Origin of the sequence: Saccharothrix carnea (assembly GCF_003014735.1) — a bacterium.
In the GTDB taxonomy this organism is placed as follows: Bacteria; Actinomycetota; Actinomycetes; order Mycobacteriales; family Pseudonocardiaceae; genus Actinosynnema; species Actinosynnema carneum.
This window is the reverse complement of the sequence record NZ_PYAX01000013.1, coordinates 1-26,023: the sequence shown is the minus strand read 5'-3', so window position 1 is coordinate 26,023 and position 26,023 is coordinate 1. Positions and strand designations below refer to the sequence as shown.

Genomic DNA, 26,023 nt, shown 5'->3' with positions numbered 1-26,023 from the left:
AACCACCACCCACCACTCCGGCTTTCGTCGGTCCCGACCGGCAGAATCAAGACAGGGGTCCCCTGGCGGGGACGCCTGCGCGAGCACGAGCCGGGCACGCCGCCGAGCGGCGGACGTCGGCGCGGGCCGCACCTCGGCAGCGTTCAACACGGGGTCCTGGCAGGGCCCTGCGCAGCGACGCGGGTCAGTCGTTGGCGCGGAGCACGCGCAGGGCGTTGAGGCCCGCCAGCTTGGCGCAGTCGTCCTCGCTCCACCCCCGGTCCAGCAGGGCGCCGATCAGGTCCGGGTAGCGGGAGACGTCCTCCAGGCCCTCGGGCAGGCTGCGCGTCCCGTCGTAGTCGCCGCCGAGCCCGATGTGGTCGATCCCGGCCACCTCGCGGGCGTGTTCCAAGTGGTCGAGGACGTCGTCCACGGTCACGCGAGGTGTCGGGCCGCCGTCCTGCCAGGTGTCCAGGAACCGGTGGCGGGTGTCGAGGTCGTTGTGGTTCTCCCCCGCCGCCTCCATCGCGGCCTTCAGGTGGGCGTCCCACTCGACGTAGGCCTGCGACAGGAAGTGCGGCACGAACGTCACCATGCACACGCCGTCGTTGTCCCGCAGCCGCGCCAGCACGTCGTCCGGCACGTTGCGCGGGTGGTCGGCGACCGCGCGGCACGACGAATGGCTGAACACGACCGGACGGGTCGAGACCTCCAGGGCGTCACGCATCGTGGTCGGCGCGACGTGCGACAGGTCGACCAGCATCCCGACGCGGTTCATCTCCCGGACCACGTCACGCCCGAAGTCGGTCAGGCCGCCGTGCCGAGGTTCGTCCGTCGCCGAATCGGCCCACGGCGTGTTCTCGTTGTGAGTGAGCGTCATGTACCGCACGCCGAGCCGCCGCAGCGCGCGCAACACGCCCAACGACCCGTTGATGCTGTGTCCGCCCTCTGCGCCGATCAGGGAGGCTATCCGCCCGTCCCGGAAGGCCCGTTCAGCCTCGTCGGCGGTGGTCGCGATGCGCAGGTGCCCCGGGTAGCGCGCGGCGAGGTCGTGCACCAGCTCCACCTGCTCCAGCACGGCGGTGACGGCTGCGTCGCCCGCCAGCCGGCAGGGGACCCAGACGGACCAGAACTGCATCCCCAACCGGCCGTCGCGCGCCCGGACCAGATCGGTCTGCAGGGCGGGCTGCCGCACGGTCAGGTCGACGGTTGAGACGGACGAGACCGGGTCACCGGCCGTTGACTTTTCACCGAATTGACCCGTGGCGGCCAGGTCGCGCAGCGCCCACGGCAGGTCGTTGTGCCCGTCGACGAGGGGCACCCGGGCCAGCAGTTCCTCGGCCCGGCCTCGACCTGTGGTGCTCGCCACCCGCAACTCCTTGATGTCGTCGTGAGAACCGCTCGCGTTACGCGCCCGATCGAGTTGTCAGCCGATCGTGTGACAACAGGGGCCATCAGTGACAACTCATTCGGGATAGATACCCGATTGATCGTCCCGTAGACCCGCTTGGGCGGCTACGCTGCCCCAGACGACACCACTTTCGGTCGATCAGTGGCGCGGCTGATTGGACGAAAGTCCCGGTGCCGGTCGGGGGGCACGACCGACTCCAGGGAGGTAGTGACGTGGCTGCCGTCGGCTTAGGTCAGGCCGTTCGTACCACGCCAGCCGGCACGTTGCCGGCGAACATGGTCCCGCACCCGCGGGAGGAGCTTTTTTCAGTGCTGGTGGTCGACGACCACCCACTGCTGAGGGAGGCGATATCGGCTCGGCTCACCCAGATGGGAGCCGGGACAGTGCATGAGGCGGCTTCGGTCGCGGAGGCTCGGGCGCGGGCACTCGCTACCGGACCGTGCGACCTCGCGATCCTCGATCTGGGTCTGCCGGATGGCACCGGCATCGACCTGGTCACGGAACTCCGTGCCCAGGGCTGGCCCCGCATCGTGGTCCTCGCGTCCTCCGACGACCCCTACGCGGTCAGGTCGGCCTTCCAGGCAGGCGCTCAGGCGTACCTGCTGAAGTCCGCCTCGCCGATGGTGGTCACCGACGGGGTGCGCAGGGTCCTCGACGGCGGCGTCTACGCCGACCCGAGCGTCGCGCCCGTGCTTGCCGCGGGCACGAGGGTGCCGGGCACCGACAACACGCCGCGGGAGCTTTCCGCACGTGAGGTCGAGGTCCTCCAGCTGGTCGCCGATGGCCAGAGCAACAAGGAAATCGGCGAAGCGCTCAGCCTTTCCGCGCTGACGGTGAAGTCTCACCTGTCGCGGATCGGGCGCAAGCTGGGCACCGGGGATCGGGCTCAGATGGTCGCGCTGGCCATGCGTGCCGGCGTGATCCGCTAGCCAGGTCGGCACACTGAACCGGCCGAACACACCCGCGAGTGGTGCGTTCGTCGTAGGGTCTTCCGCCGTGGACGTACCCTCCGACGAGCCAACCGAACCAACCGGTGCTGATCCGGTGCCGCTGGTGGAACCCGCTGACGGTGTTCCACCTGTCGTCGCCGACGCACCGTCGCTCCGGCGTGCCGCTGACGCGCTCGCCGGAGCGACGGGTCCGGTTGCGGTGGACACCGAGCGAGCCTCGGGATACCGCTACTCGCAACGCGCTTACCTGGTGCAACTGCGCCGGGAAGGCGCCGGGACCGTGCTGGTCGACCCGATCGCCCTCGGCGGTCGGCTCGATCCGCTGGTCGAGGCGCTGGACGGGACCGAGTGGGTGTTGCACGCGGCGTCGCAAGACCTGCCGTGCCTCGCCGAACTCGGCCTGCGTCCGAGCGTGCTGTTCGACACCGAGCTGGCGGGCAGGCTGGCCGGGTTCGAGCGGGTGGCGCTGGGCACGCTCGTCGAGCGGTTGTTGGGCTACCGGTTGGAGAAGGGGCACGGTGCGGCCGACTGGTCGCGCCGCCCCCTTCCCGCCGACTGGCTGAACTACGCCGCCCTCGACGTCGAACTGCTGGTCGAGCTGCGTGACGTGCTCGAACAGGAGCTCAAGCGGCAGGGGAAGCTGGAGTGGGCGCTCGAGGAGTTCGAGGCGGCCCGCACGGCTCCCCTGCCGCGTCCGCGCGCCGAACCGTGGCGCCGGACGTCGGGCATCCACCGCATCCGCAGTCCGCGGCAGCTGGCCGCGGTGCGGGCGCTGTGGGAGGCGCGGGACGCGCTGGCCCGTGAACGCGACATCGCGCCGGGTCGGGTGCTGCCGGACTCCGCGCTGGTCGAGGCCGCCGTGCGCAACCCCGCCGACGAGGCCGCGCTGTCGGCGCTGCCGGTGTTCCGCGGGCGGGCGCAACGGCGCATGGTGGGCGTGTGGCTGGGCGCGTTGCAACGTGCCGCCGCGCTGCCGCGCACCGAGCTGCCGGAGCCCTCACAGCAGCACGACGGCCCGCCGCCGGCCAACCGGTGGGCGGACAAGGACCCGGCCGCCGCGGCCCGCCTGGCGGCCGCACGGACCGCTCTGACGGCCGTCGCCGAGGCGAACACCCTGCCGGTGGAGAACCTGCTGCTGCCCGACCTGGTGCGGCGCACGTGTTGGCAGCCGCCGACCGACATCTCGCCCGAGGGCGTGGCCGCCGCACTGCGCGAGGGCGGCGCCCGCAACTGGCAGATCACCCTGACCGCCGACGTCCTCTCCACCGCCCTGGCCCAACAGCCCACCTAACCCGCGTGTCCTACGTTCAGAACGCGAGAGTCCTACGTTCAGACCCCCTGAGTTCAACGCTCAGGACTCCCCGCGCTCGGGGTCGGTGTCGTTCCCGTCCGACCCCGAGCGGGACTCCTCCGCGTCGTCGAGCTGCCCGGACAGCTCACGTCGCACCATCGCGCGCACCGCCGCCATGGCCGCGTCACCGAGCACCGTCCCGACGACGACGCCCTCGAGCGCCTCGTCCTTGGACCCCGCGCTCAGCACGTAGGCCAGGTCGACCTCGGCCAACGGCCGGGCGGCGTCCGCCAGCACGTCCAGCGTCTCCACGAACCGCTCGTGCCCCACCTCGCGCGCCGTCGTCAGCACGCCCACCAGCGCCGTGTGCGCGTACGACCGGGGCCGGTACACCCACCCCTGCCGCTCCACGAACGCACGCGCCTGCTCGTGCGCCACCTCGTCCTCGCTGCCCGAGTCCGGCGGCGCCACCGCGGCCGACACCGTGCCCATCGCCTTGTGCAGGGACTTCTCCGGGTCGTCCAACGCGCCGAGCACCTCCCGCACGGCCGCGATCGACAGCCCGCCCAGCTCGACCATGGCCCGCACGAGCCGCAGCCGGTGCACGTGGACGTCGGAGTACCTGGCCTGGTTGGGGCTGGTCAGCTCACCGGCGGGCAGCAGGCCTTCCCGCAGGTAGTACTTGATCGTCGGCACCGGCACGCCGCTACGACGGCTCAACTCGGCGATGCGCACGGGCACGGACCCCTTCCTGAGACGACCCTCAGTATGGATACTGTAGCTATCCGATAGTAGAAAGTGCTGCTATCCATGTGAGAGGCCGTCCATGACCCGCATCCTGCGTTGGCATCCGCCGTTGATGCTGTTCTCCCTGCTCATGACCGCCATGACGGTGGTGTCCATCGGCGGGCTGATCTTCGACGACCGAATTCTGGTCGGGTCCCCGATCTGGTTCAAGCCGTTCAAGTTCGCCGTGTCGTTCGTGCTCTACGGCGTCACCCTGGCGTGGATGTTCACCTTCCTGACCAGGTTCCGCCGGATCGCGTGGTGGGCGGGCACGGTCCTCGCCGTGGCCTCGACCGCCGAGATGGCGGTCATCATCGCCCAGGTGCTCCGCGGGTCCCGCAGCCACTTCAACGTGGCCACGCCGTTCGACCGGCTGATGTGGGACGTCATGACCTACAGCGTCATGGCGCTGTGGGCCATGCACGCGGTGATCGCGGTGGCCTTGCTGTTCACCCGGTTCGGCAACCGCGCGACGGGTCTCTCGATCCGGCTCGGCCTGGCCCTCTCGCTCGTCGGCCTCGGCCTGGGCCTCCTCATGACCAACAACAGGAACGAGGCGGACGTGGCGGCGGGCATCGTGGGCGCGCACAGCGTCGGCGTGCGGGACGGCGGTCCGGAGTTGGCGTTGACCGGCTGGAGCACCACGGGCGGCGACCTGCGCGTGCCGCACTTCGTCGGCATCCACGCCCTGCAGGTCATCCCGCTCGCCGTGCTGCTGTTCGGCCGGCGCGCCACCCCGAAGCTGGCCTGGGGCCTGGCGATCGGCTACGCGGGCCTGATGGCCCTGGTCACGTGGCAGGCGCTGCGCGGCCAGCCACTGCTGCGCCCCGACCTGCTCACCGCGCTGGGCGCGCTGGCCGTCGTCACCTGGACCGCCGCGGTGGTCGCGAGGACCCTGCGCACCACCACCACGCCGAAGGAGGTCGTGCACGCATGACCGGGTTCCTGTTCGAGATCACGTTCTGGCTCACCATCCCGTTCTGGAGCCTGATGATCTTCGCCCCCAAGCTCCCGCTGACGGCCCGGATCATGTCGTCCCCGCTGATCGCGGTGCCGCCGCTGGTCGTCTACACGCTCCTGGTCGCCGCGCACCTGCCGCAGTTGTGGGTCACGATGAGCAGTCCGGACCTGGACACGCTCAGGGAGTTCCTGGCCACCGCCTGGGGCGCCTCGGCGGTCTGGGCGCAGGTGATCGCCTGGGACCTGCTGATCGGCGCGTGGATGTACCGGGAGAGCCGCCGCTTGGGGCTGCACCCGCTGCTCATGGGCCCGCTGCTGGTGCTCACGATCGTCCTGTCCCCGTTCGGGTTCGGGCTGTTCCTGGCCATCCGGGCGTTCTGTGACCGATCAGACAGGGCGACCTCGGTGGTTACCGGCCAGTAACAGGGGCTAGAGTTGTGTTACCGATCGGTAGGAGTCGCGCCCGACCGCTCGGGCGAATCGTCACCACAAGCGGAGGAGACGCCGTGGCCGCACCAGTAGCGCCGGCACGCGTTCGAAACGTGGTCTTCGTGGACGGCGTGCGCACGCCGTTCGGCAAGGCCGGCCCCAAGGGAATCTTCGCGGAGACCCGTGCCGACGACCTGGTCGTCAAGGTGATCCGCGAGCTGCTGCGCCGCCACCCCGAACTGCCGCCGGAGCGGGTCGACGAGGTGGCCATCGCCGCCACCACGCAGATCGGCGACCAGGGCCTGACCATCGGCCGCACCGCGGCGCTGCTCGCGGGCCTGCCCAAGTCGGTGCCCGGCTACGCCATCGACCGCATGTGCGCGGGCGCGATGACGGCCGTGACGACGTCGGCCAGCGGTATCGCGTTCGGCGCGTACGACGTGGTGATCGCGGGCGGTGTCGAGCACATGGGCCGCCACCCGATGGGCGAGGGCGTCGACCCGAACCCGCGGTTCCTGTCGGACAAGATCGTGGACCCGTCCGCGCTCGTCATGGGCTCGACGGCGGAGAACCTGCACGACCGGTTCCCGCACATCACCAAGGACCGCACGGACGCGTTCGCGGCCGCGTCGCAGGCCAAGTACGCCGACGCGGTGAAGAACGGCAAGATCGGCCCGGAGCTCGTGCCGGTCGCGACCCGGTCCGCCGAGAACGGCTGGGGCCTGGCCACCGCCGACGAGCCGCCGCGCCCCGGCACCACGGTCGAGGACCTGGCCAAGCTGAAGACGCCGTTCCGCCCGCACGGCCGGGTCACCGCGGGCAACGCGGCCGGCCTGAACGACGGCGCGACCGGCTGCATCCTGGCCGAGGAGGAGACCGCGCGCGAGCTGGGCCTGCCGGTCGGCATGCGCCTGGTCGGCTACTCGTTCATGGGCGTCGAGCCCGAGGTCATGGGCGTCGGCCCGGTGCCGGCCACCGAGAAGGCCTTGAAGCGCGCCGGCCTGACCATCGACGACATCGGCCTGTTCGAGATCAACGAGGCGTTCGCCGTGCAGGTGCTCGCCTTCCTCGACCACTTCGGCATCGCCGACGACGACCCGCGGGTCAACCAGTGGGGCGGCGCGATCGCCACCGGCCACCCGCTGGCGTCCTCGGGCGTGCGCCTGATGACCCAGCTGTCGCGGCAGTTCGCCGAGCGCCCCGACGTGCGCTACGGCATCACCACCATGTGCATCGGCATCGGCATGGGCGGCACGGTCATCTGGGAGAACCCCCACTGGAACGGAGAGTCGAAGTGACCGCGTTGACCGCTGACGAGGCCAAGGCCCTGTTCCCCGACGAGGTCGTCACGCACGCCCGCACCAAGCTGATCACGGTGCCCGGGCTGGACGGCCAGGTCGCCCTGATCACCATCGACAACGGCCACGACCACACCCGGCCGTCCACGTTCGGCCCGCAGTCGCTGGTGAGCCTGAGCGCCGCGTTCGACGAGGCCGCGGCGGCGTCCCCGGTGGCGATCGCGGTCACCGGCAAGCCGTTCGTGTTCGCGGTGGGCGCGGATTTGACGGCCGTGGAGGGTGCTTCCGAGCGCTCGCAGGCCGTGACGATCGGTCAGCTCGGGCACGACGTGTTCCGCAAGTTCACCGAGTCGTCGGTGCCGACCTTCGCGTTCGTCAACGGCGCGGTGATGGGCGGCGGCCTGGAGCTGGCGCTGTCGTGCCACTACCGGACGCTGGCGTCCAACGCGGCGGCCATCGCGCTGCCCGAGGTGTTCCTCGGCCTGTTCCCGGGCTGGGGCGGCACGCAGCTGCTGCCGAACCTGATCGGCCCGAACGACGCGGTCACCGTGATCTTCGAGAACGCGTTGAACCAGAACAAGATGCTCAACCCGAAGCAGGCGCTGGACCTGGGCATCGCGGACGTGCTGTTCGACTCGGCGGACTACCTGGAGCAGTCGCTGCTGTGGCTGGCTTCCGTGGTGCGCGGCGACGTCGTGCCTGCTCGCCGTGAGATCGACCGCGGTGAGGGCTGGGACGCCGCCGTGGCGCGGGCCCGCGCGATCGTCGAGGGCAAGACCAAGGGCGCGGCGCCGGGTGCGTTGAAGGCTCTGGAGCTGCTGGAGCTGGCTCGTGCCAACGACTTGGACGCCGGGTACGCGGCGGAGACCGAGGCGCTGGCGGACGTCGTGATGAGCGACGAACTGCGGGCCGGGCTGTACTCGTTCAACCTGGTGCAGAAGCGGGCCAAGCGGCCGGCGGGCGCGCCGGACAAGTCGTTGGCGCGCAAGGTCACCAAGGTCGGCATCGTCGGCGCGGGCCTGATGGCGTCGCAGATGGCGCTGCTGTTCGCGCGGCGGCTGGAGGTGCCGGTGGTGCTCACCGACATCGACCAGGCGCGGGTGGACAAGGGCGTCGGGTACGTGCACGCCGAGGTCGACAAGCTGCTCGGCAAGGGGCGGGTGTCGGCGGACAAGGCGAACCGGCTCAAGGCGTTGGTGAGCGGCTCGCTGGACAAGGCGGCGTTCTCGGACGCGGACTTCGTGATCGAGGCCGTGTTCGAGGACCTGGGCGTGAAGCAGAAGGTGTTCGCCGAGGTCGAGGAGTTCGTCTCGCCGGAGGCCGTGCTGGCGACCAACACGTCGTCGCTGTCGATCACCGAGATGGCGTCGGGCCTGAAGCACCCCGAGCGGGTCGTGGGCTTCCACTTCTTCAACCCGGTCGCGATCATGCCGCTGCTGGAGATCGTGCGCGCCGGGCAGACCGACGACGCGACGCTGGCGACCGCGTTCGCGGTGGGCAAGCAGCTGAAGAAGTCGTCCGTGCTGGTGAAGGACGCGCCCGCGTTCGTGGTGAACCGGCTGCTGACGCGGTTCATGGGCGAGGTCGTGAAGTCGATCGACGAGGGCACGCCGTTCGAGGTGGCGGACAAGGCCACCGAGCCGCTGGGCCTGCCGATGTCGCCGCTGATCCTGCTGCAGCTCGTCGGTCCCGCCGTGGCGCTGCACGTGGCCGAGACGATGCACGCGGCCTTCCCCGACCGGTTCGGCGTGTCGGAGAACATGAAGGCGTTCGTGAAGGCCGGCAAGACCGCCGTATACCAGTGGGACTCGGCCGGTCGGCAGACCGTCGACCCCGAGGTCCAGGCGCTGTGGTCGTTCGGCGACAAGCCGCTGACCGGTGACGAGGTCTTCGCGCGTGCGCTCGAGGCGTTGGCCGAGGAGATCCGGATCATGCTCGACGAGGGCGTGGTGGCGGAGGCGCAGGACATCGACCTGTGCATGATCCTGGGCGCCGGCTGGCCGTTCTGGCTGGGCGGCATCACCCCCTACCTGGACCGTTCGGGCATCTCGGAGAAGGTGACGGGCAAGCGCTTCCTGGCGCCCGGCGTCGCTTCCGTACCTGCCTGACCCGCCAGACCCCTGCGCCCCGGCTGTCGTGCGACGGTCGGGGCGCAGTGCTTTCCTGGTGCCGATGCCTGACGCCCGCGACCGCGCGACCCGCCTCGTCGAGGCCGTCCTCCGCGACGGCGACGACTGCACGTGGTGCCGCCGCCGGTTCGCCCGTCACGTCACGCCGACCACGGACCACCTGGTGCCGAAGGTCAAGGGTGGCCCGTCGTGGCTGGAGAACGAGGTCGCCGCCTGCCGCCGCTGCAACCGCGAACGCGGCCACCTCTCCCCCGTCGACTGGCTCGCCGAGTGCGAACGTCGTGGCCGGCACCCCGACCGGGCCCGCGTGACCAGGACCCTGGAATCCCTGTCCCGGGCCATCGCGGACCGGGGAGGCCAGCGCCGTGCCCGCCCCTACCTGGCCGCTCAGCTCCGCCGCTTGACGGACACGACCGGCGGACGTGCGGGCGGTCTCTCCGAGTCCGGCTGAACCACTCAGGGGCGTTCACGTCTCGTTCGTGTGAGGGACGTTCAGGTCCGGGAGCCCCGGGCGACGCCACTGACGCGGGTGGCACGATTGAGCGGGTGTCGAACGAAGCCCAGCCCACTCTGACCGACCTCCGCGCGATGCTGGCTGATCAAGGAGCCCCCGAGGAGGCGTTGCGGCTGGTCGACGCCGCCCGGGACGTGCCCGACGCGGTGGACCGCCTGACCGCGGCGGGCTTCGTCCAGCCGGTGGCCGAGTCGGTGATGGAGTTCCTCGACGGCTTCTCACCGCTGCTGGAGCCGGGTTGCGGACCACTGGACGCCGAACTGAACGCTTCGGAGTTCCTGGGCGCGATCGGCGGCAGCGTCGATCCGCAGGACTTCCCGGACGTGGTGGCCGCCATGATCTCCGACGCGGAGGCCACGGGCAGGCCGGAAGCCCTCGCGCTGGCCAGGACGTTCGCGGTGCTCGCGCCGCCGGAGGTGCGGCCGATCGCGGCCCAGGCCGCCGACCGCCTCGTCGCGCGCGGGCTGCGCGACCCGGAGTGGGCGGGGACGGCGGGCAAGCCGACCGTCGGCGCTTGCTTCGGCTACGCGGACCCGCGCGGCGCTCAAGAGGGGTTGGCGCTGACCTTCTCGTACGGACGCAAGTCGCACGTCCTCGTCCTGTTGATCGACCACGACCTCGGCGGCCTCAAAGACTGCTTCGTCAGCGACCAGCCGAAGGAGATCCGGGCCGGGTACGTCCACGCGGCCGCGGAGCTGGGCTTCCCGTTCCGGGAGTACACGCCCGAACAGGCGCGCGGGATCGTGGCGGACGCGCTCGAACGCGAGCCGTGCCCGGTCGAGCCGGACCAGGTGGAGGACGTGACGACGACCCTGGCGCTGCTCGAACAGCGGCTGGAACTGCTCCCGGAGGCCGCGCCGACCGCCCTCGACACCAGCGTGCACCGGCTGAAGGTCACCCTGCGCGGGTCCAAGCCGCCGATCTGGCGCCGGGTGGAAGTGCTGTCGTCCACGCCGCTGGTGCGTCTGCACCAGGTCATCCAGGACTTGTTCGCCTGGGAGGACTACCACCTCTGGGTCTTCGACACGCCGCAGGGCAAGTACGGGATGCCCGACCTGGAACTCGGCCACGGCGACGCCGCCACCGTGACCTTGGCCGACGTGGCGCGCGACCACAAGGACCGCATCGGCTACCTGTACGACTTCGGCGACGCCTGGGACCACGACATCCTGGTGGAGGCCGTCGTCCAAGCCGAACCGGGTGTCGCCTACCCCCGCTGCCTCACCGGCCGCCGTGCCGCACCGCCGGAGGACAGCGGCGGCATCTGGGGCTACGCGCACCTCTGCGACGTGCTGGCCGACCCCGAGCACCCTGAGCACGCCGAACGGCTGGAGTGGCTCGAACTGGACTCCGCCGCCGCCTTCGACCCGGCCGCCTTCGACACCGACGAGGTGAACGACTACCTCGCGCGCCAGGCGAAGGTGCCCGTCAAACCGTGACGGGCGTTCCGCCGTGCCGGTCCGGCGGGTAGCGCACCCGCGTCGCGCGCGATCGGACACGATGGACCACCGAGTCGAAAGGCGCGGGCGCCGCCTTCCGCCGCTGCAGTCGCGAACGCGGCCACTCGTCCCCCGCCGACCGGCCAGCCAGGTGCGAGCGCAAGGCCGACAATCCGATCGCGCCCCCCGCGTCCTCGACTCCCTCGCCGAAGCGATCCGCGCCAGAGGCGGCCGGTACCGCGCCCGTCGCCACCTGCTCCCGACTCCACCGCCCGCGCTGAAGGGTGAATCCCCGGCCGAGGCCACTGGTCCGCCTGAGCCGACGCCCCGAGGACGTCAATCGCCTGCGAGCGGCTTCCGCCATCGGCTACGGTTCGAATTCAGGTGGTTACCGACCGCAGGGGGAGACGTGGGCGGCGAATTCAGATTCGGCTTCGAAGAGGGCGGCGAGGAGGACCAGCGCGCTCGCCCCTCACCCGAGCCGGAACCACAGCAAGACGTCCTGATCGGACGCGATCCGGACGGTGTGGTCACCGTGGCGGTGAACGACCTGGCGGAGGTCCAGTCGGTCACCATCGCCGGGCGGTGGCGCCAGTCGGTCGACCCGCGCGCCCTCGGCTCGGCGGTGACCCAGGCGGCGAACGCGGCCACCGTGCAAGCCCTGGCGAAGCAGGTCGAGCGACCGGCGGAGCCCAAGCGCGCACAGCCGCCACCGACTCCTTCGCTCGAACGGATCACGCCCGAGCAGGCGTTGCGGTTGATGGACGCCGTCAGCGCCGACCTGGCCCGGTTCACCCAGCGGATGACCGAGGTCGTGGACCGTCCGCTGACGCTGGAGAGCCGGGGCGGCCACGTCCGCGGCACGATCCACCGGGGACACGTGCTCAACCTGGAGGTCGATCCCGCCTGGACGCATTCGGCTCGGGTGACGGAGATGCAGCAGGAGTTCCTGGAAGTGCTGCGGAACCTGCGCGCCCGAAGCGTTCCCGCCGACCTGGCGCAGGGCCCGCAGAGCCCCGCCATCACCGAGCTCACCGCCCTGGTGAGTGATCCGAACACGCTGCTGCGCCGAGTGGGGTTGCTGCCATGACCGATGTTCGCGTAGCCCTCGAAGCAATGCGGTCCGACGCCACCGCGTGGGCGACCGCAGCCGACAACCTCGATGGCCCGTGCGCCACGATCGGCGGTCTGGTCCTGACCGGCGCCGACGTGTCGCTGTGGGCGGTCGACCGCGGCTTGGACCGCACCTACAACGACGCTCGTCTGGCCTTGGAGGACATGCTCACCCAAGCGACGCAGGCGTTCCGCAGCCTCAGCGAGAGCCTTTACGCGGCGGCGAACACCTACGAAGCCGAAGAGGAAGCGAACATGCACGCCATGAACAGCATCCACACCGAGGGCGGCGGCCGATGAACCCGCTCGTGCTGGAGGCGAACAAGAAGTCGCAGGAGATCGAGGAGAACGTCAAGAAGTTCTTCGATCAGGTCAACAGCGTGTTGAGCTGGGTCCCCTCGCCGCTGGAGTACCTCGTCGACCCCGTCATCCGCGGCATGCAACTGCTCAACGAGAAGATGCAGGAACTTTGGGACCGGATCAAGCTGCTGTGGGAGCAGCCCGGTGACTCGGACCGCCTCAAGCAGGTCGGCGAGCAGTGGGTGTCGCAGGTCGGCAACACGCTCGGCGACATCGCGGAGACGATCGGGCTGGACAAGCTCCGCACCACGATCGAGTGGGAAGGACGCGCCGCCCGCGCTTACCAGGCGACGGTGCCGCCGCAGGCGGCCGGGCTGAACTCGGTGAAGGACGTCGCCGGACAGCTGCGCTCGTCACTGAACAGCCTGGCGAACTCGATCGACATGTTCTGGATGGCGATGGGGTTCGCGCTGGCGGGCTTGGTCATCACCATCGTCGGCGCGGTCGTCGCCGCGTGCACGCTCGTGGGCATCCCCGCGGCGATCACGTTCATCGTCGGTGGGGTGGCCGCGACGATCGGTGTCATCGCCGCGACGGTCATGGCGTTGGAGTCGCACGTCAACACGATCGAGACCGAGCAGTCCGCACTCCGGCAGAAGATCCACGACCTCGGCTCGACGTGGGCCATGCCGAACACCGCGGACATGGCGGACGCGAGCGTCACCGACGGAGACGGCTCGGACTGGCGACCCGGCTCGTGACGCGGCCAGGACCGCCGCCGCGGTACGTCCGGGTACCTACCGCCCGTGTTCGCGAGATCCGCAGCAGGTGCGCCGTCCTCGCGGCGGCGGGTCTGGTGGCCTGCGTGGTGCTCGCGGCGGCGATCGTGGGCTTCGGACGAGCCCTGCCCACGGCCTACCACCCGATCAACGCCTTGGTCTGGATCACGGGAAGCGCCTCCGTGATGGGGCCGTTCCTGTCCTCGATCAGCATCGGGATGGCCCGGTCCTCCGCGTGGGGCGAGCAGTTCGACGTCTTCCGGGCGTGGCAGGCCAGGCGCGCGTTGACGGGCGGCTGGGTGGGTTCGGCGCTGTTCGTCCCCGTGTCCTGGTTCCTGCTGGTGATGACGGCGCGGAACGGCGCGAGGCCGGTCGGGCTCACCGGTGAGGTGTGGGCCTACCTGCTGCTGCTGGCCGCGCCGGCGGCGGTCGCGGGCATCCTCTTCGTCGCCGGGCGTGCCGTGTTGCCGGCACCTCGATGATCGTGGACGGCGTGATCAACCGGATAACGGTGCAATACCGTTCGGCGATGACGTTCTCATCGTCGGAGACGCACGTCGGGAGCCGCCTGCACGGCCGACGCCATCCTCTTCTGGTTCCTGGTGGCCACGATCCGCAACCGGTGTAGCGGGTCGACCGACACCCGGCTCGGGCAGGACATCCCGGCGGCCCGCACGGAGGACCCGGTGCGCCGACTGCTGGACAACCTGGGCGTCACCGGCGGCGTGTCGATCGGACCGGACGACCTCGCGGGCCGGACCGTCGGCAGCCCGTACTTCTTCCTGAGCTTCCTGGTCGCCAAGGAAGCGGGCGCCAAGGACTGGTGGGGCAGCATCGGCATCTCGGCGGCGGCCGAGGGCAGCCAGGCGCTGGAGTACCACCACATCCACCCGCAGGCCACGCTGAAGAGCCACCCCGAGAAGTACAGCAAGGGCGAGATCAATGACCTGGCCAACCTCGCCTTCATCTCCGGCAAGGCCAACCGGAAGATCAGCCACAGGTCGCCCCGGGACTACTTCCCGACGCTGGGCGACCAGGAGCTGACCGCCCACCTCATCCCCGTGGACGAGGACCTGCGGGACGCGGACCGCGCTGGAAGTGGAGCGATCCGATCAGTGCCGAACGGGACGAAGGTCCTCGTGCCCGACGTCGAGATCGGCGACTGGCGACGTCCGCGGAAGCGAAGCCGGAGAACCGAGTCCGATCCGGAGACTCAGGAGGAGTACCTGGAGAAATGGCGCACTGACGGCAGGCAGTATCTCTCGGTATCCGAGGTACTAGTGCGCACGAGTGCTCTGACCGCGCAGGCGGGTGAGGGGTGCTCACGATGGTTTGTGACACCCGATCTTGGGAGGCATGACCTCGCAGAGACGAAGAGCGCGCGCCCGCCGTCCACGGCCCGATCCCGTCCGCGTGGAGGAGTTGGTGGCCTACCTCCGCGCCGACAAGGCGTGGCGGGACGAGGTGGCCAGGCGGTTGGTGGCGCGGCTGGACCAGAGGCTCGTGCGGTCGGTGCGGACGTACGGGTGTCGGCCCATCGCGCACGTGGCGGAGGAGTTGGACAGCCAGTCGTGCGTCGACCTCGGGCCCGGTGTGCCGTACCAGTTGGCCAAGGCGGTGTACGGGCAGGTCCGGTTGCGGGGTGCGGCGCGGTTGCGGCAGACGGCGCGCAGTTTGCGGGTCCTCGGCGTGTACCTGTGCGGCAGCGACCTGGCCGGGTGCCCGTGCACGGAGGCGTTGGCCCGTGATCCGCAGCAGGCCAGGGTCGATCGCGTGGTGAGCGGGGCGTTGGATGGCGCGGGCTTCTAGGTCTCCACGTTTGGGCGGTCACTCACATGGGCAACATCGTCACCGTGGGTGAAATCCGAATCGGTACCTCCGGCTGGCGTTATGCCGAGTGGCGTGGCGACTTCTACCCGCGAGGGTTGCAGCAGCGGTTGGAATTGCAGTTCCTGTCACGGCGACTCGACACCGTCGAGATCAACGGCTCGTTCTACGGGCTGCGCAAGCCGGCGGACTACAAGTCGTGGTTCGAGCGCACCCCTGAGGACTTCGTGTTCGCTGTCAAGGGACATCGCGAGATCACCCACACCAAGCGATTACGCGACGTCGGCAAGGACGTGGAGGAGTTCTTCGGCTCCGGAGTCCTCGACCTCGGGTCGAAGCTCGGGCCTATCCTGTGGCAGCTGCCACCGACGCTGCCGTGGCGGCCCGAGCGGCTGGCCGCGTTCCTGGAACTGCTACCGGACCCGCCCGTCCGGCACGCGCTGGAGATCAGGCACCCGAGCTGGGACCGGCCCGAACTGGCGGAACTGCTGGCACCGCACGACGTCGCGCTCGTCGTCGCCGAGTCCGCCGGGCGCTTCCCCGAACCGCGTGAACCGACCGCCGACTTCGTCTACGCCCGGCTGCACGGCGACCAGGAGCTGTACGTGAGCGCGTACTCGGACCTCGCCCTGGAACGCTGGGCCTCCCGGTTCCGGCGGTGGTCGGCCGAGCGCGACGTGTACGTCTACTTCGACAACACCATGCGCGGCGCCGCGCCGTTCGACGCCCTCGCCCTCGCCGAACGGCTCAGCTGAGCCGGGGCACGCGGTCCAGCACGATGCCGAAGTGCTTGGCGTAGGCGTCCAGCAGGGCGGCGTCGTCCAGCTCCTCGACCACCTTCTCGTCCCCGGTCGTGGTGATCAGCTTGTGCTCGGCGATGGTGATCCGGCCGGTCGGCGTGGGCAACGAGCACCTCGCACCACGCCGGAACGGCGATCCCGGCCACGTCTGCTGGTACCAGCACGTGGCGCGGAACTCCGCCAGCGCACGCGGCCGCAGTTCGAGGCGGTACTGGGGCTCGCCGTCGAACAGCACGTCCACGTCACCCTCGGGCGTGTCGACCAGCCGGAACACACCTGCCGGATCGTGCTGCTCCTCCCGGCTGACGAGATCCAACGGCCGCAAGCTGAACCGCCCGAAACCGACGTCGACCAGCAGGTCCCCCACGCGCAACGCCAGGTGGTCGAACGGCGGCCCGTACGCGCCGTCGTTGAACACCTTGGCCGACATCATCCGCACGTCGTGCCCCGACGCCCGCAGCAACGCCGCGAACGCCCCGTTCAGCTCGTAGCAGAACCCGCCACGGCCCCGGTTGACGATCTTGTCCACCAGCAGGTCCTCGTCGAGCACGATCTCCTCGCCGAGGTGGATGCTCAGGTTCTCGAAGGGCACCGAGGCGAGGTGCAGTTCGTGCAGCTCGACCAGGGTGCTGGTGCGCGTCGCACCGATCCTGGCCAGGTAGGCGTCACGCGTCCGGTCGTCCATGCGCACCAACTTGCACCATCGAGCGCGCTGGAGGTCAAGCCGGTATGCCGGAGATCATCCGGGTATCCCGGGCAGGTGACGGGTGAGGTTCGGATCGGGACGTCGGGCTGGGTGTACCCGACGTGGCGTGGCGCGTTCTACCCGGTGGGGTTGGTGCAGCGGCGGGAGTTGGAGCACATTTCCGGGTTGCTCACCTCGGTCGAGTTGAACGGCTCCTTCTACTCCCTGCAACGCCCGTCCAGCTACCAGGCGTGGGCGCGGCAGACGCCGGAGGACTTCCTGTTCGCGGTCAAGGGCGGCCGGTTCATCACGCACCTCAAGCAGTTGCGCGACGTGGAGATCCCGTTGGCCAACTTCTTCGCCTCCGGTGTGCTCGCACTCGGGCCGAAGCTCGGGCCGGTGCTGTGGCAGCTGCCCCCGACGATGGCCTACGACCCCGCACGCCTGACGACGTTCTTCGACCTGCTCCCCCGCACCACGACCGCCGCCGCCGAACTCGCCGAGCGGCACGACGACCGGCTCGCCGAGGACCGCGCCTGGACCACCACCGACGCCGATCGCCCCCTGCGGCACGCGTTGGAGGTCCGGCACCCGACGTTCCTGGTCCCGGAGTTCCACGACCTGCTCCGCGCGCACGGCATCGCGCTGGTCGTCTCCCACTCCGCCGGCCGGTTCCCCTACCTCGAAGACGTCACGGCGGACTTCGCCTACGTGCGGCTGCACGGCAACCAGTCCCTGTACGTCGGCAGCTACACCGACGACGAACTGGACGACTGGTCGGCCAAGATCCGCACTTGGGCCGCGGACCACGACGTCTACGTCTACTTCGACAACGACACGGACGCCGCCGCCCCGCACGACGCCCTCCGCCTCGCCCGGCACCTCGCGCTGCCGAAACCCCCAACCGTCCACACGATCAGGTGAACGGCGGCCACCTCGCCCCCACACCACCGCCGATCACAGCACCCTGGACCGGTGGAGGTGACCCGTATGACGACCCGCAGCCTCGTGACCGCGCTGGCCCTCACCACCGGTGCCCTGGCGTCGAGCGGCACGGCGGTGGCGCAGCAACCCGACCCCTCGTGCGACAGAGGCGAGTTCTGCGTGTGGTCGGGCACCAAGTACACCGGCGACTCCCACCGCCTGGACCTGGAGTCCGCGAACCCGCGCGAGTGCATCCCCCTGCCGGGCGGCTTCGTGGCGCGGTCCTTCGTGAACAACCTGACCAGGGACACCTCGGTCTACCAGCGGGAAACGTGTTCGACCGAGGCCGAGTTCACCACCTACCCCGGCAAGGGCACGTACGTTCCCGACGCTCCTTTTGTGGTCAGAGCCATCCAGGTCTGGGAACCGTGACGTAGACGCGCAACGAACAGGCGTGGGAACCGGTTGGCCCGGTTCCCACCGACATCAGGCTGTTCCGACCGGATTGGCAGAACCGTGAGCTACCCGCCGCCGCCCCTACCGCCGAGGTACCTGTGGATCCCGGCACCGCACGCGCACCGGATCCGCACGACGTGCCGAAGGGTCGCGCTGCTGCTGATCACCGCCTGCCTGGTGCTGGTCCCGCTCCTCGCCCTGCTGGGCGGTCAGCTGCCTCCCGTGTACCCGGCGCTCGGCTTCTTCAGCTGGACGCTCACCGGCACCAGCGTCGTCATGGTGGTCCTGGCGGGCGTCTTCCTCCTCACCGCCCGCCGCCACGTGTCGGCGGAGCACCTCGACCTCCGGAAGGTCGGTGAACTCCGCTCCGGGATCGTCGTGGCCTGGGCGTTGTCGCTCTTCATGACCATGTCGGCCTTCAGCGGCCTGTCGCTCGGGGTGTCGATGGCACCGATCAGCGAACCCCGGGACATCTCCTGGCCCGGCGTGTGGACGCTCATGCTCCTGCTGACCATGCCCCTGGTGCTCACGAGCATCGCCCTGGTCACGGGCCGGCGGCTGCTCGGGTCACCCCAGCTCCGCTGAGGCCCGCCGGAACGCCGATCGCCAGCACGGCGGCGTCGTCCTCGACACCGCTACCGAACCGGTCCAGCAGGCCCACGAGCGCGTCGACGGCACCCGCGGCGGAGACCGGGGGCAGGGTGGCGGCGAAGTCCAGCAGCTCCTCTTCGCTGTACCGGGTGTCCGAGCCGGTCCTCGCCTCGACCAGCCCGTCCGTGTACAGCACGAACGTGTCACCGGGGGTCAGGTGGAGGGTCGTGGTGGCGATGTGGGCGTCCGGCAGGATCCCGATCAGCTGGCCACCGGGCAGCTCGACGTACTCGACCGTGCCGTCCGCGCGCAGCAGCAGGCCGGGCGGGTGGCCGCCGGCGGCCAGGGTGAGCGTGCAGCGGTCCGGTTCGACGGTCAGGACGCCGAACGCCACCGTGCAGAACCCCGTCGCCGCCTCCTGGTTGAGCACCGCGTTCAGGTTGGTCAGCACCGCGACCGGGTCCGGGTCGTACACGGCCGCCGAACGCAGCGTGTAGCGGGTCAGCGAAGTCACCGCCGCCGCGTTCGCGCCCTTGCCGCACACGTCACCGAGGAACAACCCCCACCGGCCGTCCGCCAGCGGGAACAGGTCGTAGAAGTCGCCGCCCACCTCGAACGGCGAGGCGTGGTGGTAGTGGGTCGCGGTCTCCACACCCGGCACCGCGGGCAGCACCGGCGGCAGCAGGGTCCGCTGCAGGGTCGTGGCCAGCCGCTGGATCTGGTCGCGCTCGCGCTCGGCTTCCTGCCGGGCACGCAGCAGCTCGCGCTCGTACGCACGGCGGTCGCTCGCGTCGAACACCGTGGTCCGGATCAGCAACGGCTCGCCGTCACCGCTCATCCGCACGGTCGAGTTCACCAGCACCGGCAGCCGCGTGCCATCTGCCGCGACCATCTCCAGCGCCACCCCGCCGACCTCGCCCTGCATCCGCAGCAACGGCGCGAAGTGCGTCTCGTGGTACAGCTTGCCGCCGACGCTAAGCAGGTCCGCGAACCGCCGCCGGCCAACCAGCTGCTCGCGCTCGTACCCCAGCCAGCGCAGCAGCGTCCCGTTCACCTTCGCGATGTGCCCGTCCGGCAGCGTGGACAGGTAGCCGCACGGCGCGTTCTCGTACAGGTCCTCCGCGCTGTCCTCCAACAACGCCGAGAACGCCTCGCGGTCGCGCATCACGCCGGGGCCGCCACGAACCGGGCTATCGCGGCGGCGGTGGCCTCCGGGGCGCTGAGCTGCGGGCAGTGGCCCGTGGCGTCGAGGGTGACGAGCGTGCTGCCGGGGATCGCCGCGTGCACGTACGCACCGACCTCGGGCGGCGCGATCACGTCGTGCCGGCACTCCAGCACCAGCGTCGGCACGGTCACCCTCTCCAGGTCCGCCCGGTTGTCGGACAGGAACGTCGCACGGGCGAACACCCGGGCCACCTCGGGGTCCGTGCGGCAGAAGCTGTTGGTCAGCTCGGCGCCCAGCTCCGGCCGGTCCGGGTTGCCCATGATCACCGGCGCCATCACCGCCGACCAGCCCAGGTAGTTGCTGTCCAGCGAGTCGAGCAGCTCGTCGATGTCGGCGGCGCTGAACCCGCCCCGGTAGTCGCCGTCGTCGACGTACCGCGGCGACGGCGTGACCAGCACGAGCTTGGCGAACCTCGCCGGTTCCGCGACCGAGGCCAGCACTCCGACCATCGCAGACACGGAGTGCCCGACGAACACCACGTCCCGCAGGTCCAGCTCCTGGCAGATCTCCAGCACGTCCCGCGTGTACCCGTCCAGCGTCGAATAACGCCGCTCGTCCCACGCCGCCAGGTCGGACCGGCCCGTGCCGACGTGGTCGAACAGCACGACCCGGCACGTCTCGGCGAGCATCGGCACGACCAGCCGCCACATGGTCTGGTCGCACCCGAAGCCGTGCGCGAGCACCACGACGGGGCCGTCGGCGTCGCCGGTCACGACGACGTTGTTCCTGCGCCGCGCGTCCACCACGTCATCCCTCCACTTCCGCGACGCGGAACCGCGTTCCGGGCGACGGCGTCATACCGGATGTCGATCGTCGGCGGCGAGCAGCCGAAAGAAGCGGAACAGGGGAAGTCCGAGCCATGCGTCGATCCCTCGCCGGTGTTCTGGTGGCACTCCCGTTCGCACTTGCACTCACGACGGCGTGCAGTCCCTCGACGCCAGGGGAGCCCAGCTCGTCAGGGTCCACCCCATCATCGCAGTCCAGCCCATCATCGCAGTCCAGCCCTTCTCCCACGTCACAGGCGACGCGGCCTCGGGAGGTCCGGCTGGAGACCGAGCAGCCGTGCCTGCTCCTGACCGGCGCGCAACGCGCCGAACTCGTCGTCGAGGGCGAGGGCAGGCCCCTGCCCATCAAGACCTACGAGACGACGGGCTGCAACTGGGCGTCGCCCCACGCGAGCTACACCCTGGTCCCTGTGACCACGGAGGGCATCGAGGCCTGGACCGACGACGAGCGCGCCGCCCAGTCGGAGGTCACCGACCCGGTCCGCGGCTTCCCGGCGGTCACCGTCACCATCCCGTCGGATACTGCCTCCTGCGACGTCATGGTGGACACGGCGGCCGGGCAGTACCTGGTCGCGTCGTTCACGGCGAAGCGCGATTCACCGGATCTCGCGACACCGTGCGACGGGGCGCGGCGGCTGGCCGAGGCGGCCATGTTGAACCTGGCGGGGTGAGCGGCCGGCTGGTGGTCGGGTTGTCGGTGCGGTCGGATTGTCGGTGGTCGTCGTTACCGTGGCGGGTATGAGGATGTCGAACGCCACCGAGCTGACCGCCGAGCACCACGCCCAGCTGGCCGAGCTCGGCCTGCGCACCGACCACCTGGACGAGGCGATCTGGGCCGGGGTCGACGCACGGGCGTCCGCGCCGCCGCTCGGGCCGACCAACGGCGCCGGCCTGCTGGACTGGATCCACCGGGTCGGCAGACTTCGCGAGGTCCTCGTCGCCGAGGGCTGGACGCGGGTCGACAAGTGGAACGCGGGCCTCGTCCAGCACCCCACCAAACCGGTCGTGCTGGGCACGCTGCAGGGCAACCGCCACACCGGCACGCCCGGCGCTCCGCTGCGCAGCGACTACGCCAAGGGCCCGGCCATCGCCGCCATGATGCGCGGCAACGACCGCGACCAGTTCACCCTCTTCGACTCGCTGCACACGCACGAGTGGAAGCTGTGGTTCCTGGTCACCTACCCCCAGCAGGAAGGGGAACGGCTGGTCGTGCTGCGCGAGGTGGCGCAGCCGGAGCCGACGCCGCAGGGCCAGGTCGTGGACCGGTGGGCGCGCCGGATCACGTTGCCGCCCCTGGTGTTCGGTCCGCTGCCCGCGCCACGCGATCCCCACGGCCCGGACGAGGTCGACGTCACCGTCACGCCACGCCGGTAGGCGGGTGCGAGAATGGCGCGATCATGCTCACGCCCTCCCGCCTCGTGCTCGCCCGGACCCGTCGCGGCCTCACCGCGGTGGAGCTGGCGCGCAAGGCGGGCACGAGCCCGGCGAGCATCGGCGACTACGAGCACGGCCGCCGCCAACCGCGGCCGGCCACCACCGCCCGGCTCACCGAGGCCCTCGGCTTCCCGCCGGGCTTCCTGGAAGCCGACGACGTGCCCGAGGTCGAGGTGGCGTTCAGCAGATCGGCGGCCAAGCGGCAACGGGACGCCGCGATCGGCGCCGCCCGCCTGGCCATCGGCTTCGACGGTTGGCTGACGCGGGCGTTCACGTTCCCCGAGCCGGACGTGCCGACGTGGGAGCACCCGGACTCGGAGACCGCGGCGGACGTGGTGCGTGCCCGCTGGGGCATCCCGCACCGGCCCGCGCCCAACCTGGTGCACCTGCTGGAGGCGCACGGCGTCCGGGTCTTCTCGCTGCCGCCGGACTGCGCGGGCGCGGGCCCGTTCTCGTGCCGCCACGCGGGCACGCCGTACGTGTTCCTGGACCCGACCGCGTCCCCCGACGAAGCTCGCTTCGACGCCGCCCGTGAGCTGGGGCGGCTGACCGGCGCGGCCGACCCGCAAACGTTCGCCACCGCGTTCCTGCTGCCCCGCGCCGGTGTGCTGGCCTCCGTCGACCGCGGTCCGCTCACCGAGCACGTCGTCGCGCACAGCGCCACCTGGCACGTCGCCCCGCTGGTCCTGGCGCACCGCCTGCGCGACCTGGGCCTGCTCAGCCGCACGCAGCACGCGACCGTGTGCGCCCAGCTGGCCCGCCGGGCCGCCGGCACCGGCCACCGCGAGACGTCCCAGCTGCTCACCAAGGTCTTCCGCGCCCTGCGCGCCCAGGGCACCACGCCGCACGCCGTCGCCCGTGAGCTCCTGCTGGACGTGGAGGAGTTGAACGGGCTGGTGTTCGGCCTGGTGCTCACCGCCCTGCCGGGCCGGGGTGACGCCAGCGGTACCACCCGACCGAAGCTCACCGTCGTCCGGAGGTAACCGTGGAACCCGTGGGCCGGCCTCTCACCGCCGCCGAGCTGTTCGACGCCGTTGGCCACGACTACGAGGAGGTGTTCGGGCGCACCCCCTCGGTGGACGAGGCGGTGCGGCTGCTGCCCGTGCCGCTGCCGCCGCACGCGACGGTCCTCGACATCGGCAGCGGCACGGGCAGGCCGACATCCGCGAGCAGGAGTCCGAGGACGCGAGCTGGGACGGGACACCCGCAGCACCACCTTCTCCCCGACCGGGAAGGCCGGCCCGACGAAGAGCACCTGTTCGTGCTCGCCCAGGCCCGGTCGTATCCCGGGCGTGGTCAGGCCCACACCCCGGCCGCCTCCTTCACGTAGTCGCCGAACAGCCGTCCGTCGTGCCCCAGCACGGACGGCACACCATCGGACAGCTCGGCGTCGTACCCGTCGCGGGCGGCGGTCAACGACATCGTGAGCACCTCCGCGTACGCCTCCCCGAAACCGGCCTCCGCCAACATCCGGGTGTAGTCGGTCGCGGGCACGTCCGTGACCCGGATCGAACGACCCGACACCTCCGCGATCCGCGCCAACGCCTCGCCGTAGCTCAACGCCTCCGGTCCGGACAGCTCGTACGCGACGCCCGCGTGCCCTTCCTGCGTCAACGCCGCCACCGCCACGTCGGCGATGTCCCGCGCGTCGATGAACGGGTGCCCGCCGTCACCGCCGGCGGGCAGCGCGACCTCGCCCGACAGGATCTGCGGCAGGAAGTAGTCCTCGCTGAAGTTCTGCGAGAACCACGTCGGCCGCAGGATCGTCCAGTCCACACCGGACTCGCGCACGGCGCGCTCGCGGCCGTCGTCCGGGGAGATGCCGCGCGCGGACAGCAGCACGAGCCGCCGCACACCGGCCTCCACCGCCTGCGGCACGAACGCCGCCACCTCGGTGTCGTCCAGGTTCGCCGCCATGGGCACGAGGTACACGGCGGAGGCGCCGTCCAGGGCGGGGGCCCAAGTGGACTGGTCGGACCAGTCGAACCGGATGTCCGTGCGGCGGGACACCGCGCGGTGGGCGACGCCGAGGGAGTCGAGGGCGGAAGTGACGCGACGACCGGTCTTGCCGGTCGCTCCGAGAACCAGGATTGTCATGCCACTAGACAATCAAGATCGTGCCGGACGGAACATGGCTCACCGTCCCGGATCCATGTTCAATCGTCTACGTGGACGCTCTCACCGATCTCCTGCGCGGCGTGCGCGCGCAACGTGCCGACATCTGCCGCTCGTTCGCCTCACCGCCGTGGGCGCTGGCGTTCACGGTGACGGCGCCGTTCACGCTCGTGACGGCCGTGCGCGGTGACACGTGGCTGCTGGTCGAGGACGGCACCCGCGTGCTCCTGCGACCCGGTTCGCTCGGGCTGATCCGCGGAGGGCTGCGGTACGTGCTGGCCGACGACCCGTCGACACCGCCGCAGATCGAGGTGGGCGAACCGGACTGCGAGCAGTGGCGCGTGGGCACCCGCACGTACGGCCTCGACCCGGACGGCGACACGCTGGTGATCACCGCGGGGTACTCGGCCGATGGTGGCGGCGCGAGGCGGCTGCTCAACGCCCTGCCTGCGGCGATCATCGTGCCGTGCGACGACGAGCACTGCCCCACGCTGGACGTGCTGGCCGCGGAGGTGGCGAAGGACCAGGCCGGGCAGGACATCGTGCTCGAACGGCTGCTGGAGCTGCTGCTGGTGTACGCGTTGCGGGAGTGGTTCGACCGGCCGGAGGCGGAAACGCCCGCGTGGTACCGGGCACTGGGCGACGAGGTCGTGGGGCCTGCCTTGCGTGCGATGCACGACGAGCCGGAGCGCGCGTGGACCGTCGCGGAACTCGCGGCGCGCGCTGGGGTGTCGCGGGCAGCGATGGCACGACGGTTCACCGCACTGGTCGGCGTGCCGCCGCTCACCTACCTGACCAAGTGGCGCATGGACGTCGCCGAGGACCTGCTGCGCGAGCCGGACGCCACGTTGGGGTCGGTGGCACGTGCGGTCGGGTACGCGGACGGCTTCGCGTTCAGCACGGCGTTCAAACGGGTACGCGGGGTGCGCCCCAGCGACCACCGTGTGGTAGCTCTGCGGGCATGAACTATGCGGGCAACAACGACTCTCCGGGTTTGCGCGCCGCGACCCTCGAAGACCTGCGCGACGCGTTGCGCCGGTTCGCCGCCGCACGGGACTGGGACGAGTACCACACCCCGAAGAACCTCGTGATGGCGTTGTCCGGGGAGGTCGGCGAGCTGACCGACCTGTTCCAGTGGCTCACGCCCGAGCAGGCCGCGCACGCGATGGACGACCCGGAGCTGGCGTGGAACGTGCGTGACGAGCTGGCTGACGTCATGCACTACCTGGTGCGGCTGGCCGACAAGCTCGACGTCGACCTCATCGAGGCGGCGTTCGCCAAGATCGAGCGCAACGAACGGCGATTCCCGACCGGCGACCTGAAACCGGTCGAGTGATGCCGCTACACGTAGGTCAATAAAAGCAAGATCAAAGCGACCAGGACCACCAGGCCGAGGACGGCCGCGGCCCACATCGGTGTGTCAGCCGACGACGGGCGGGCACGCGCGTGCCTGCCTCTTCGTCCCGTTTCCCTGCGCTCGCGCCACGGCACCGGCGCCTCCCTCGTCCACCCACCGCTGCTCATGCCGGCTACGGTATGGACGATCAACGGTGGTCAACGGTGCGTCACCCGGTCGCGCCAAGAGCGTCGCCCGAACAGCGGTGGAGGCAGCCGGGGAGTGACGGTTCGCGGTCACGTGGAAACCTGCATCAAACGCAAAAACCCTCAGGGGCACTCGAATGAACGAGTGCCCCTGAGGGTGAAGTTATGTTCGGCGGCGTCCTACTCTCCCACACCCTCACGAGTGCAGTACCATCGGCGCTGGAAGGCTTAACTACCGGGTTCGGAATGGGACCGGGTGTT

General features: G+C 70.6%; 30 protein-coding genes and 1 rRNA gene. 23 read left to right on the top strand and 8 right to left on the bottom strand.

Going from position 1 to position 26,023, the window contains the following annotated elements; genetic code table 11:
- Nucleotides 1-184: 184 nt before the first annotated feature.
- Nucleotides 185-1,348 carry a dipeptidase gene (locus tag B0I31_RS30870; RefSeq protein ID WP_106618918.1) on the bottom strand — a complete coding sequence of 388 codons (1,164 nt, stop codon included), beginning with the start codon at nt 1,346-1,348 and terminating at the stop codon, nt 185-187.
- 254 nt (nt 1,349-1,602) lie between these two features.
- On the opposite strand from B0I31_RS30870, the gene B0I31_RS30865 reads away from it, so the two are divergent.
- Entirely contained in the window at nt 1,603-2,319 is a 717-nt protein-coding gene (locus B0I31_RS30865) for a response regulator (RefSeq protein ID WP_053718177.1), read from the top strand.
- 67 nt (nt 2,320-2,386) lie between these two features.
- On the top strand, nt 2,387-3,631 hold the full coding sequence (locus B0I31_RS30860; protein ID WP_106618917.1) for a ribonuclease D: 1,245 nt from the start codon (nt 2,387-2,389) through the stop codon (nt 3,629-3,631).
- A gap of 60 nt (nt 3,632-3,691) precedes the next feature.
- On the opposite strand, the gene B0I31_RS30855 is transcribed toward B0I31_RS30860, so the two are convergent.
- On the bottom strand, nt 3,692-4,372 hold the full coding sequence (locus B0I31_RS30855; RefSeq protein WP_245950564.1) for a MerR family transcriptional regulator: 681 nt from the start codon (nt 4,370-4,372) through the stop codon (nt 3,692-3,694).
- 85 nt (nt 4,373-4,457) lie between these two features.
- On the opposite strand from B0I31_RS30855, the gene B0I31_RS30850 reads away from it, so the two are divergent.
- The 10 genes from B0I31_RS30850 (at nt 4,458) to B0I31_RS30805 (ending at nt 13,860) form a co-directional block, all read left to right on the top strand.
- Nucleotides 4,458-5,354, top strand: a complete 897-nt coding sequence (locus tag B0I31_RS30850) for a hypothetical protein (RefSeq protein ID WP_106618916.1) — start codon at nt 4,458-4,460, stop codon at nt 5,352-5,354.
- Nucleotides 5,351-5,800 (top strand): ABA4-like family protein, encoded by a 450-nt coding sequence (locus B0I31_RS30845; RefSeq protein WP_106618915.1) that lies wholly within the window; start codon nt 5,351-5,353, stop codon nt 5,798-5,800. Before B0I31_RS30850 ends, B0I31_RS30845 begins: the two co-directional genes overlap by 4 nt.
- Nucleotides 5,801-5,883: 83 nt before the next feature.
- Complete coding sequence (locus B0I31_RS30840; protein WP_106618914.1) at nt 5,884-7,104, top strand: thiolase family protein; 1,221 nt, start codon at nt 5,884-5,886, stop codon at nt 7,102-7,104.
- The gene (locus B0I31_RS30835; RefSeq protein WP_181320551.1) at nt 7,101-9,212 is read left to right on the top strand and encodes a 3-hydroxyacyl-CoA dehydrogenase NAD-binding domain-containing protein; all 2,112 of its coding nucleotides are present in this window, start codon (nt 7,101-7,103) and stop codon (nt 9,210-9,212) included. Before B0I31_RS30840 ends, B0I31_RS30835 begins: the two co-directional genes overlap by 4 nt.
- 64 nt (nt 9,213-9,276) lie before the next feature.
- Nucleotides 9,277-9,684, top strand: a complete 408-nt coding sequence (locus B0I31_RS30830) for an HNH endonuclease (protein WP_106618913.1) — start codon at nt 9,277-9,279, stop codon at nt 9,682-9,684.
- A gap of 95 nt (nt 9,685-9,779) precedes the next feature.
- On the top strand, nt 9,780-11,186 hold the full coding sequence (locus B0I31_RS30825) for a plasmid pRiA4b ORF-3 family protein (RefSeq protein ID WP_219910871.1): 1,407 nt from the start codon (nt 9,780-9,782) through the stop codon (nt 11,184-11,186).
- 535 nt (nt 11,187-11,721) lie between these two features.
- Nucleotides 11,722-12,276, top strand: coding sequence for a hypothetical protein (locus B0I31_RS30820; protein ID WP_146174006.1), 555 nt, complete (start codon nt 11,722-11,724; stop codon nt 12,274-12,276).
- On the top strand, nt 12,273-12,599 hold the full coding sequence (locus B0I31_RS30815) for a hypothetical protein (RefSeq protein ID WP_106618911.1): 327 nt from the start codon (nt 12,273-12,275) through the stop codon (nt 12,597-12,599). The genes B0I31_RS30820 and B0I31_RS30815 overlap by 4 nt, the downstream gene beginning before the upstream one ends.
- Complete coding sequence (locus B0I31_RS30810) at nt 12,596-13,360, top strand: hypothetical protein (protein WP_106618910.1); 765 nt, start codon at nt 12,596-12,598, stop codon at nt 13,358-13,360. The genes B0I31_RS30815 and B0I31_RS30810 overlap by 4 nt, the downstream gene beginning before the upstream one ends.
- The gene (locus B0I31_RS30805) at nt 13,357-13,860 is read left to right on the top strand and encodes a hypothetical protein (RefSeq protein ID WP_146174005.1); all 504 of its coding nucleotides are present in this window, start codon (nt 13,357-13,359) and stop codon (nt 13,858-13,860) included. Before B0I31_RS30810 ends, B0I31_RS30805 begins: the two co-directional genes overlap by 4 nt.
- A 56-nt stretch (nt 13,861-13,916) precedes the next feature.
- Here B0I31_RS30805 and B0I31_RS30800 read toward each other — a convergent pair whose 3' ends face one another.
- The gene (locus B0I31_RS30800) at nt 13,917-14,345 is read right to left on the bottom strand and encodes a hypothetical protein (RefSeq protein WP_146174004.1); all 429 of its coding nucleotides are present in this window, start codon (nt 14,343-14,345) and stop codon (nt 13,917-13,919) included.
- Nucleotides 14,346-14,734: 389 nt separating this feature from the next.
- On the opposite strand from B0I31_RS30800, the gene B0I31_RS30795 reads away from it, so the two are divergent.
- The gene (locus B0I31_RS30795; protein ID WP_106618907.1) at nt 14,735-15,187 is read left to right on the top strand and encodes a hypothetical protein; all 453 of its coding nucleotides are present in this window, start codon (nt 14,735-14,737) and stop codon (nt 15,185-15,187) included.
- Between the two features lie 35 nt (nt 15,188-15,222).
- Nucleotides 15,223-15,960 carry a DUF72 domain-containing protein gene (locus tag B0I31_RS30790; RefSeq protein ID WP_106619060.1) on the top strand — a complete coding sequence of 246 codons (738 nt, stop codon included), beginning with the start codon at nt 15,223-15,225 and terminating at the stop codon, nt 15,958-15,960.
- Here the strand turns inward: B0I31_RS30790 and B0I31_RS30785 are convergent.
- Nucleotides 15,953-16,690, bottom strand: a complete 738-nt coding sequence (locus B0I31_RS30785) for an arylamine N-acetyltransferase family protein (protein WP_106618906.1) — start codon at nt 16,688-16,690, stop codon at nt 15,953-15,955. The genes B0I31_RS30790 and B0I31_RS30785 overlap by 8 nt on opposite strands.
- 75 nt (nt 16,691-16,765) lie before the next feature.
- Here B0I31_RS30785 and B0I31_RS30780 point away from each other — a divergent pair, with 75 nt between their 5' ends.
- From B0I31_RS30780 to B0I31_RS30770, 3 genes are all read left to right on the top strand, one after another.
- Nucleotides 16,766-17,614 (top strand): DUF72 domain-containing protein, encoded by an 849-nt coding sequence (locus B0I31_RS30780; RefSeq protein ID WP_106618905.1) that lies wholly within the window; start codon nt 16,766-16,768, stop codon nt 17,612-17,614.
- A gap of 66 nt (nt 17,615-17,680) precedes the next feature.
- Nucleotides 17,681-18,046: a peptidase inhibitor family I36 protein gene (locus B0I31_RS30775; RefSeq protein WP_106618904.1), complete on the top strand. Its 366-nt coding sequence runs from the start codon at nt 17,681-17,683 to the stop codon at nt 18,044-18,046.
- 84 nt (nt 18,047-18,130) lie between these two features.
- On the top strand, nt 18,131-18,655 hold the full coding sequence (locus B0I31_RS30770) for a hypothetical protein (RefSeq protein WP_106618903.1): 525 nt from the start codon (nt 18,131-18,133) through the stop codon (nt 18,653-18,655).
- Here B0I31_RS30770 and B0I31_RS30765 read toward each other — a convergent pair.
- Together B0I31_RS30765 and B0I31_RS30760 are read right to left on the bottom strand one after the other, a co-directional pair.
- Nucleotides 18,615-19,826: a PP2C family protein-serine/threonine phosphatase gene (locus tag B0I31_RS30765; protein WP_106618902.1), complete on the bottom strand. Its 1,212-nt coding sequence runs from the start codon at nt 19,824-19,826 to the stop codon at nt 18,615-18,617. The two genes, B0I31_RS30770 and B0I31_RS30765, sit on opposite strands and share 41 nt — an antisense overlap.
- The gene (locus tag B0I31_RS30760; protein ID WP_281262330.1) at nt 19,826-20,632 is read right to left on the bottom strand and encodes an alpha/beta fold hydrolase; all 807 of its coding nucleotides are present in this window, start codon (nt 20,630-20,632) and stop codon (nt 19,826-19,828) included. The genes B0I31_RS30765 and B0I31_RS30760 overlap by 1 nt, the downstream gene beginning before the upstream one ends.
- A 113-nt stretch (nt 20,633-20,745) precedes the next feature.
- Here B0I31_RS30760 and B0I31_RS30755 point away from each other — a divergent pair, with 113 nt between their 5' ends.
- The 4 genes from B0I31_RS30755 to B0I31_RS30740 all read left to right on the top strand — a co-directional run bounded on the left by B0I31_RS30755 (nt 20,746) and on the right by B0I31_RS30740 (nt 23,435).
- Nucleotides 20,746-21,342 carry a DUF3558 domain-containing protein gene (locus B0I31_RS30755; RefSeq protein WP_106618901.1) on the top strand — a complete coding sequence of 199 codons (597 nt, stop codon included), beginning with the start codon at nt 20,746-20,748 and terminating at the stop codon, nt 21,340-21,342.
- A 67-nt stretch (nt 21,343-21,409) separates the two neighbouring features.
- Nucleotides 21,410-22,045, top strand: a complete 636-nt coding sequence (locus B0I31_RS30750) for a hypothetical protein (RefSeq protein ID WP_146174003.1) — start codon at nt 21,410-21,412, stop codon at nt 22,043-22,045.
- A 23-nt stretch (nt 22,046-22,068) separates the two neighbouring features.
- The gene (locus tag B0I31_RS30745; protein ID WP_106618900.1) at nt 22,069-23,088 is read left to right on the top strand and encodes a helix-turn-helix domain-containing protein; all 1,020 of its coding nucleotides are present in this window, start codon (nt 22,069-22,071) and stop codon (nt 23,086-23,088) included.
- An 11-nt stretch (nt 23,089-23,099) separates the two neighbouring features.
- Nucleotides 23,100-23,435: a hypothetical protein gene (locus B0I31_RS30740; protein WP_146174002.1), complete on the top strand. Its 336-nt coding sequence runs from the start codon at nt 23,100-23,102 to the stop codon at nt 23,433-23,435.
- On the opposite strand, the gene B0I31_RS30735 is transcribed toward B0I31_RS30740, so the two are convergent.
- On the bottom strand, nt 23,402-24,202 hold the full coding sequence (locus tag B0I31_RS30735) for an NAD(P)H-binding protein (RefSeq protein ID WP_181320546.1): 801 nt from the start codon (nt 24,200-24,202) through the stop codon (nt 23,402-23,404). The two genes, B0I31_RS30740 and B0I31_RS30735, sit on opposite strands and share 34 nt — an antisense overlap.
- A 71-nt stretch (nt 24,203-24,273) precedes the next feature.
- Here B0I31_RS30735 and B0I31_RS30730 point away from each other — a divergent pair, with 71 nt between their 5' ends.
- Together B0I31_RS30730 and B0I31_RS30725 are read left to right on the top strand one after the other, a co-directional pair.
- Nucleotides 24,274-25,185: an AraC family transcriptional regulator gene (locus B0I31_RS30730; RefSeq protein ID WP_106618898.1), complete on the top strand. Its 912-nt coding sequence runs from the start codon at nt 24,274-24,276 to the stop codon at nt 25,183-25,185.
- Nucleotides 25,182-25,556, top strand: coding sequence for a nucleotide pyrophosphohydrolase (locus tag B0I31_RS30725; protein WP_106618897.1), 375 nt, complete (start codon nt 25,182-25,184; stop codon nt 25,554-25,556). Before B0I31_RS30730 ends, B0I31_RS30725 begins: the two co-directional genes overlap by 4 nt.
- A 373-nt stretch (nt 25,557-25,929) precedes the next feature.
- On the opposite strand, the gene rrf is transcribed toward B0I31_RS30725, so the two are convergent.
- Nucleotides 25,930-26,023, bottom strand: a 5S ribosomal RNA gene (gene rrf, locus B0I31_RS30720); the annotation flags it as partial.

Bases quoted from the DNA above. Each gene is read 5' to 3' on its own strand.
- B0I31_RS30850 (WP_106618916.1), top strand. From the start codon at position 4,458: ATGACCCGCATCCTGCGTTGGCATCCGCCGTTGATGCTGTTCTCCCTG.
- B0I31_RS30845 (WP_106618915.1), top strand. From the start codon at position 5,351: ATGACCGGGTTCCTGTTCGAGATCACGTTCTGGCTCACCATCCCGTTC.
- B0I31_RS30830 (WP_106618913.1), top strand. From the start codon at position 9,277: ATGCCTGACGCCCGCGACCGCGCGACCCGCCTCGTCGAGGCCGTCCTC.
- B0I31_RS30815 (WP_106618911.1), top strand. From the start codon at position 12,273: ATGACCGATGTTCGCGTAGCCCTCGAAGCAATGCGGTCCGACGCCACC.
- B0I31_RS30810 (WP_106618910.1), top strand. From the start codon at position 12,596: ATGAACCCGCTCGTGCTGGAGGCGAACAAGAAGTCGCAGGAGATCGAG.
- B0I31_RS30800 (WP_146174004.1), bottom strand. From the start codon at position 14,345: ATGAAGGCGAGGTTGGCCAGGTCATTGATCTCGCCCTTGCTGTACTTC.
- B0I31_RS30795 (WP_106618907.1), top strand. From the start codon at position 14,735: ATGACCTCGCAGAGACGAAGAGCGCGCGCCCGCCGTCCACGGCCCGAT.
- B0I31_RS30785 (WP_106618906.1), bottom strand. From the start codon at position 16,690: ATGGACGACCGGACGCGTGACGCCTACCTGGCCAGGATCGGTGCGACG.
- B0I31_RS30775 (WP_106618904.1), top strand. From the start codon at position 17,681: ATGACGACCCGCAGCCTCGTGACCGCGCTGGCCCTCACCACCGGTGCC.
- B0I31_RS30765 (WP_106618902.1), bottom strand. From the start codon at position 19,826: ATGCGCGACCGCGAGGCGTTCTCGGCGTTGTTGGAGGACAGCGCGGAG.
- B0I31_RS30755 (WP_106618901.1), top strand. From the start codon at position 20,746: ATGCGTCGATCCCTCGCCGGTGTTCTGGTGGCACTCCCGTTCGCACTT.
- B0I31_RS30750 (WP_146174003.1), top strand. From the start codon at position 21,410: ATGAGGATGTCGAACGCCACCGAGCTGACCGCCGAGCACCACGCCCAG.
- B0I31_RS30745 (WP_106618900.1), top strand. From the start codon at position 22,069: ATGCTCACGCCCTCCCGCCTCGTGCTCGCCCGGACCCGTCGCGGCCTC.
- B0I31_RS30735 (WP_181320546.1), bottom strand. From the start codon at position 24,202: ATGACAATCCTGGTTCTCGGAGCGACCGGCAAGACCGGTCGTCGCGTC.
- B0I31_RS30725 (WP_106618897.1), top strand. From the start codon at position 25,182: ATGAACTATGCGGGCAACAACGACTCTCCGGGTTTGCGCGCCGCGACC.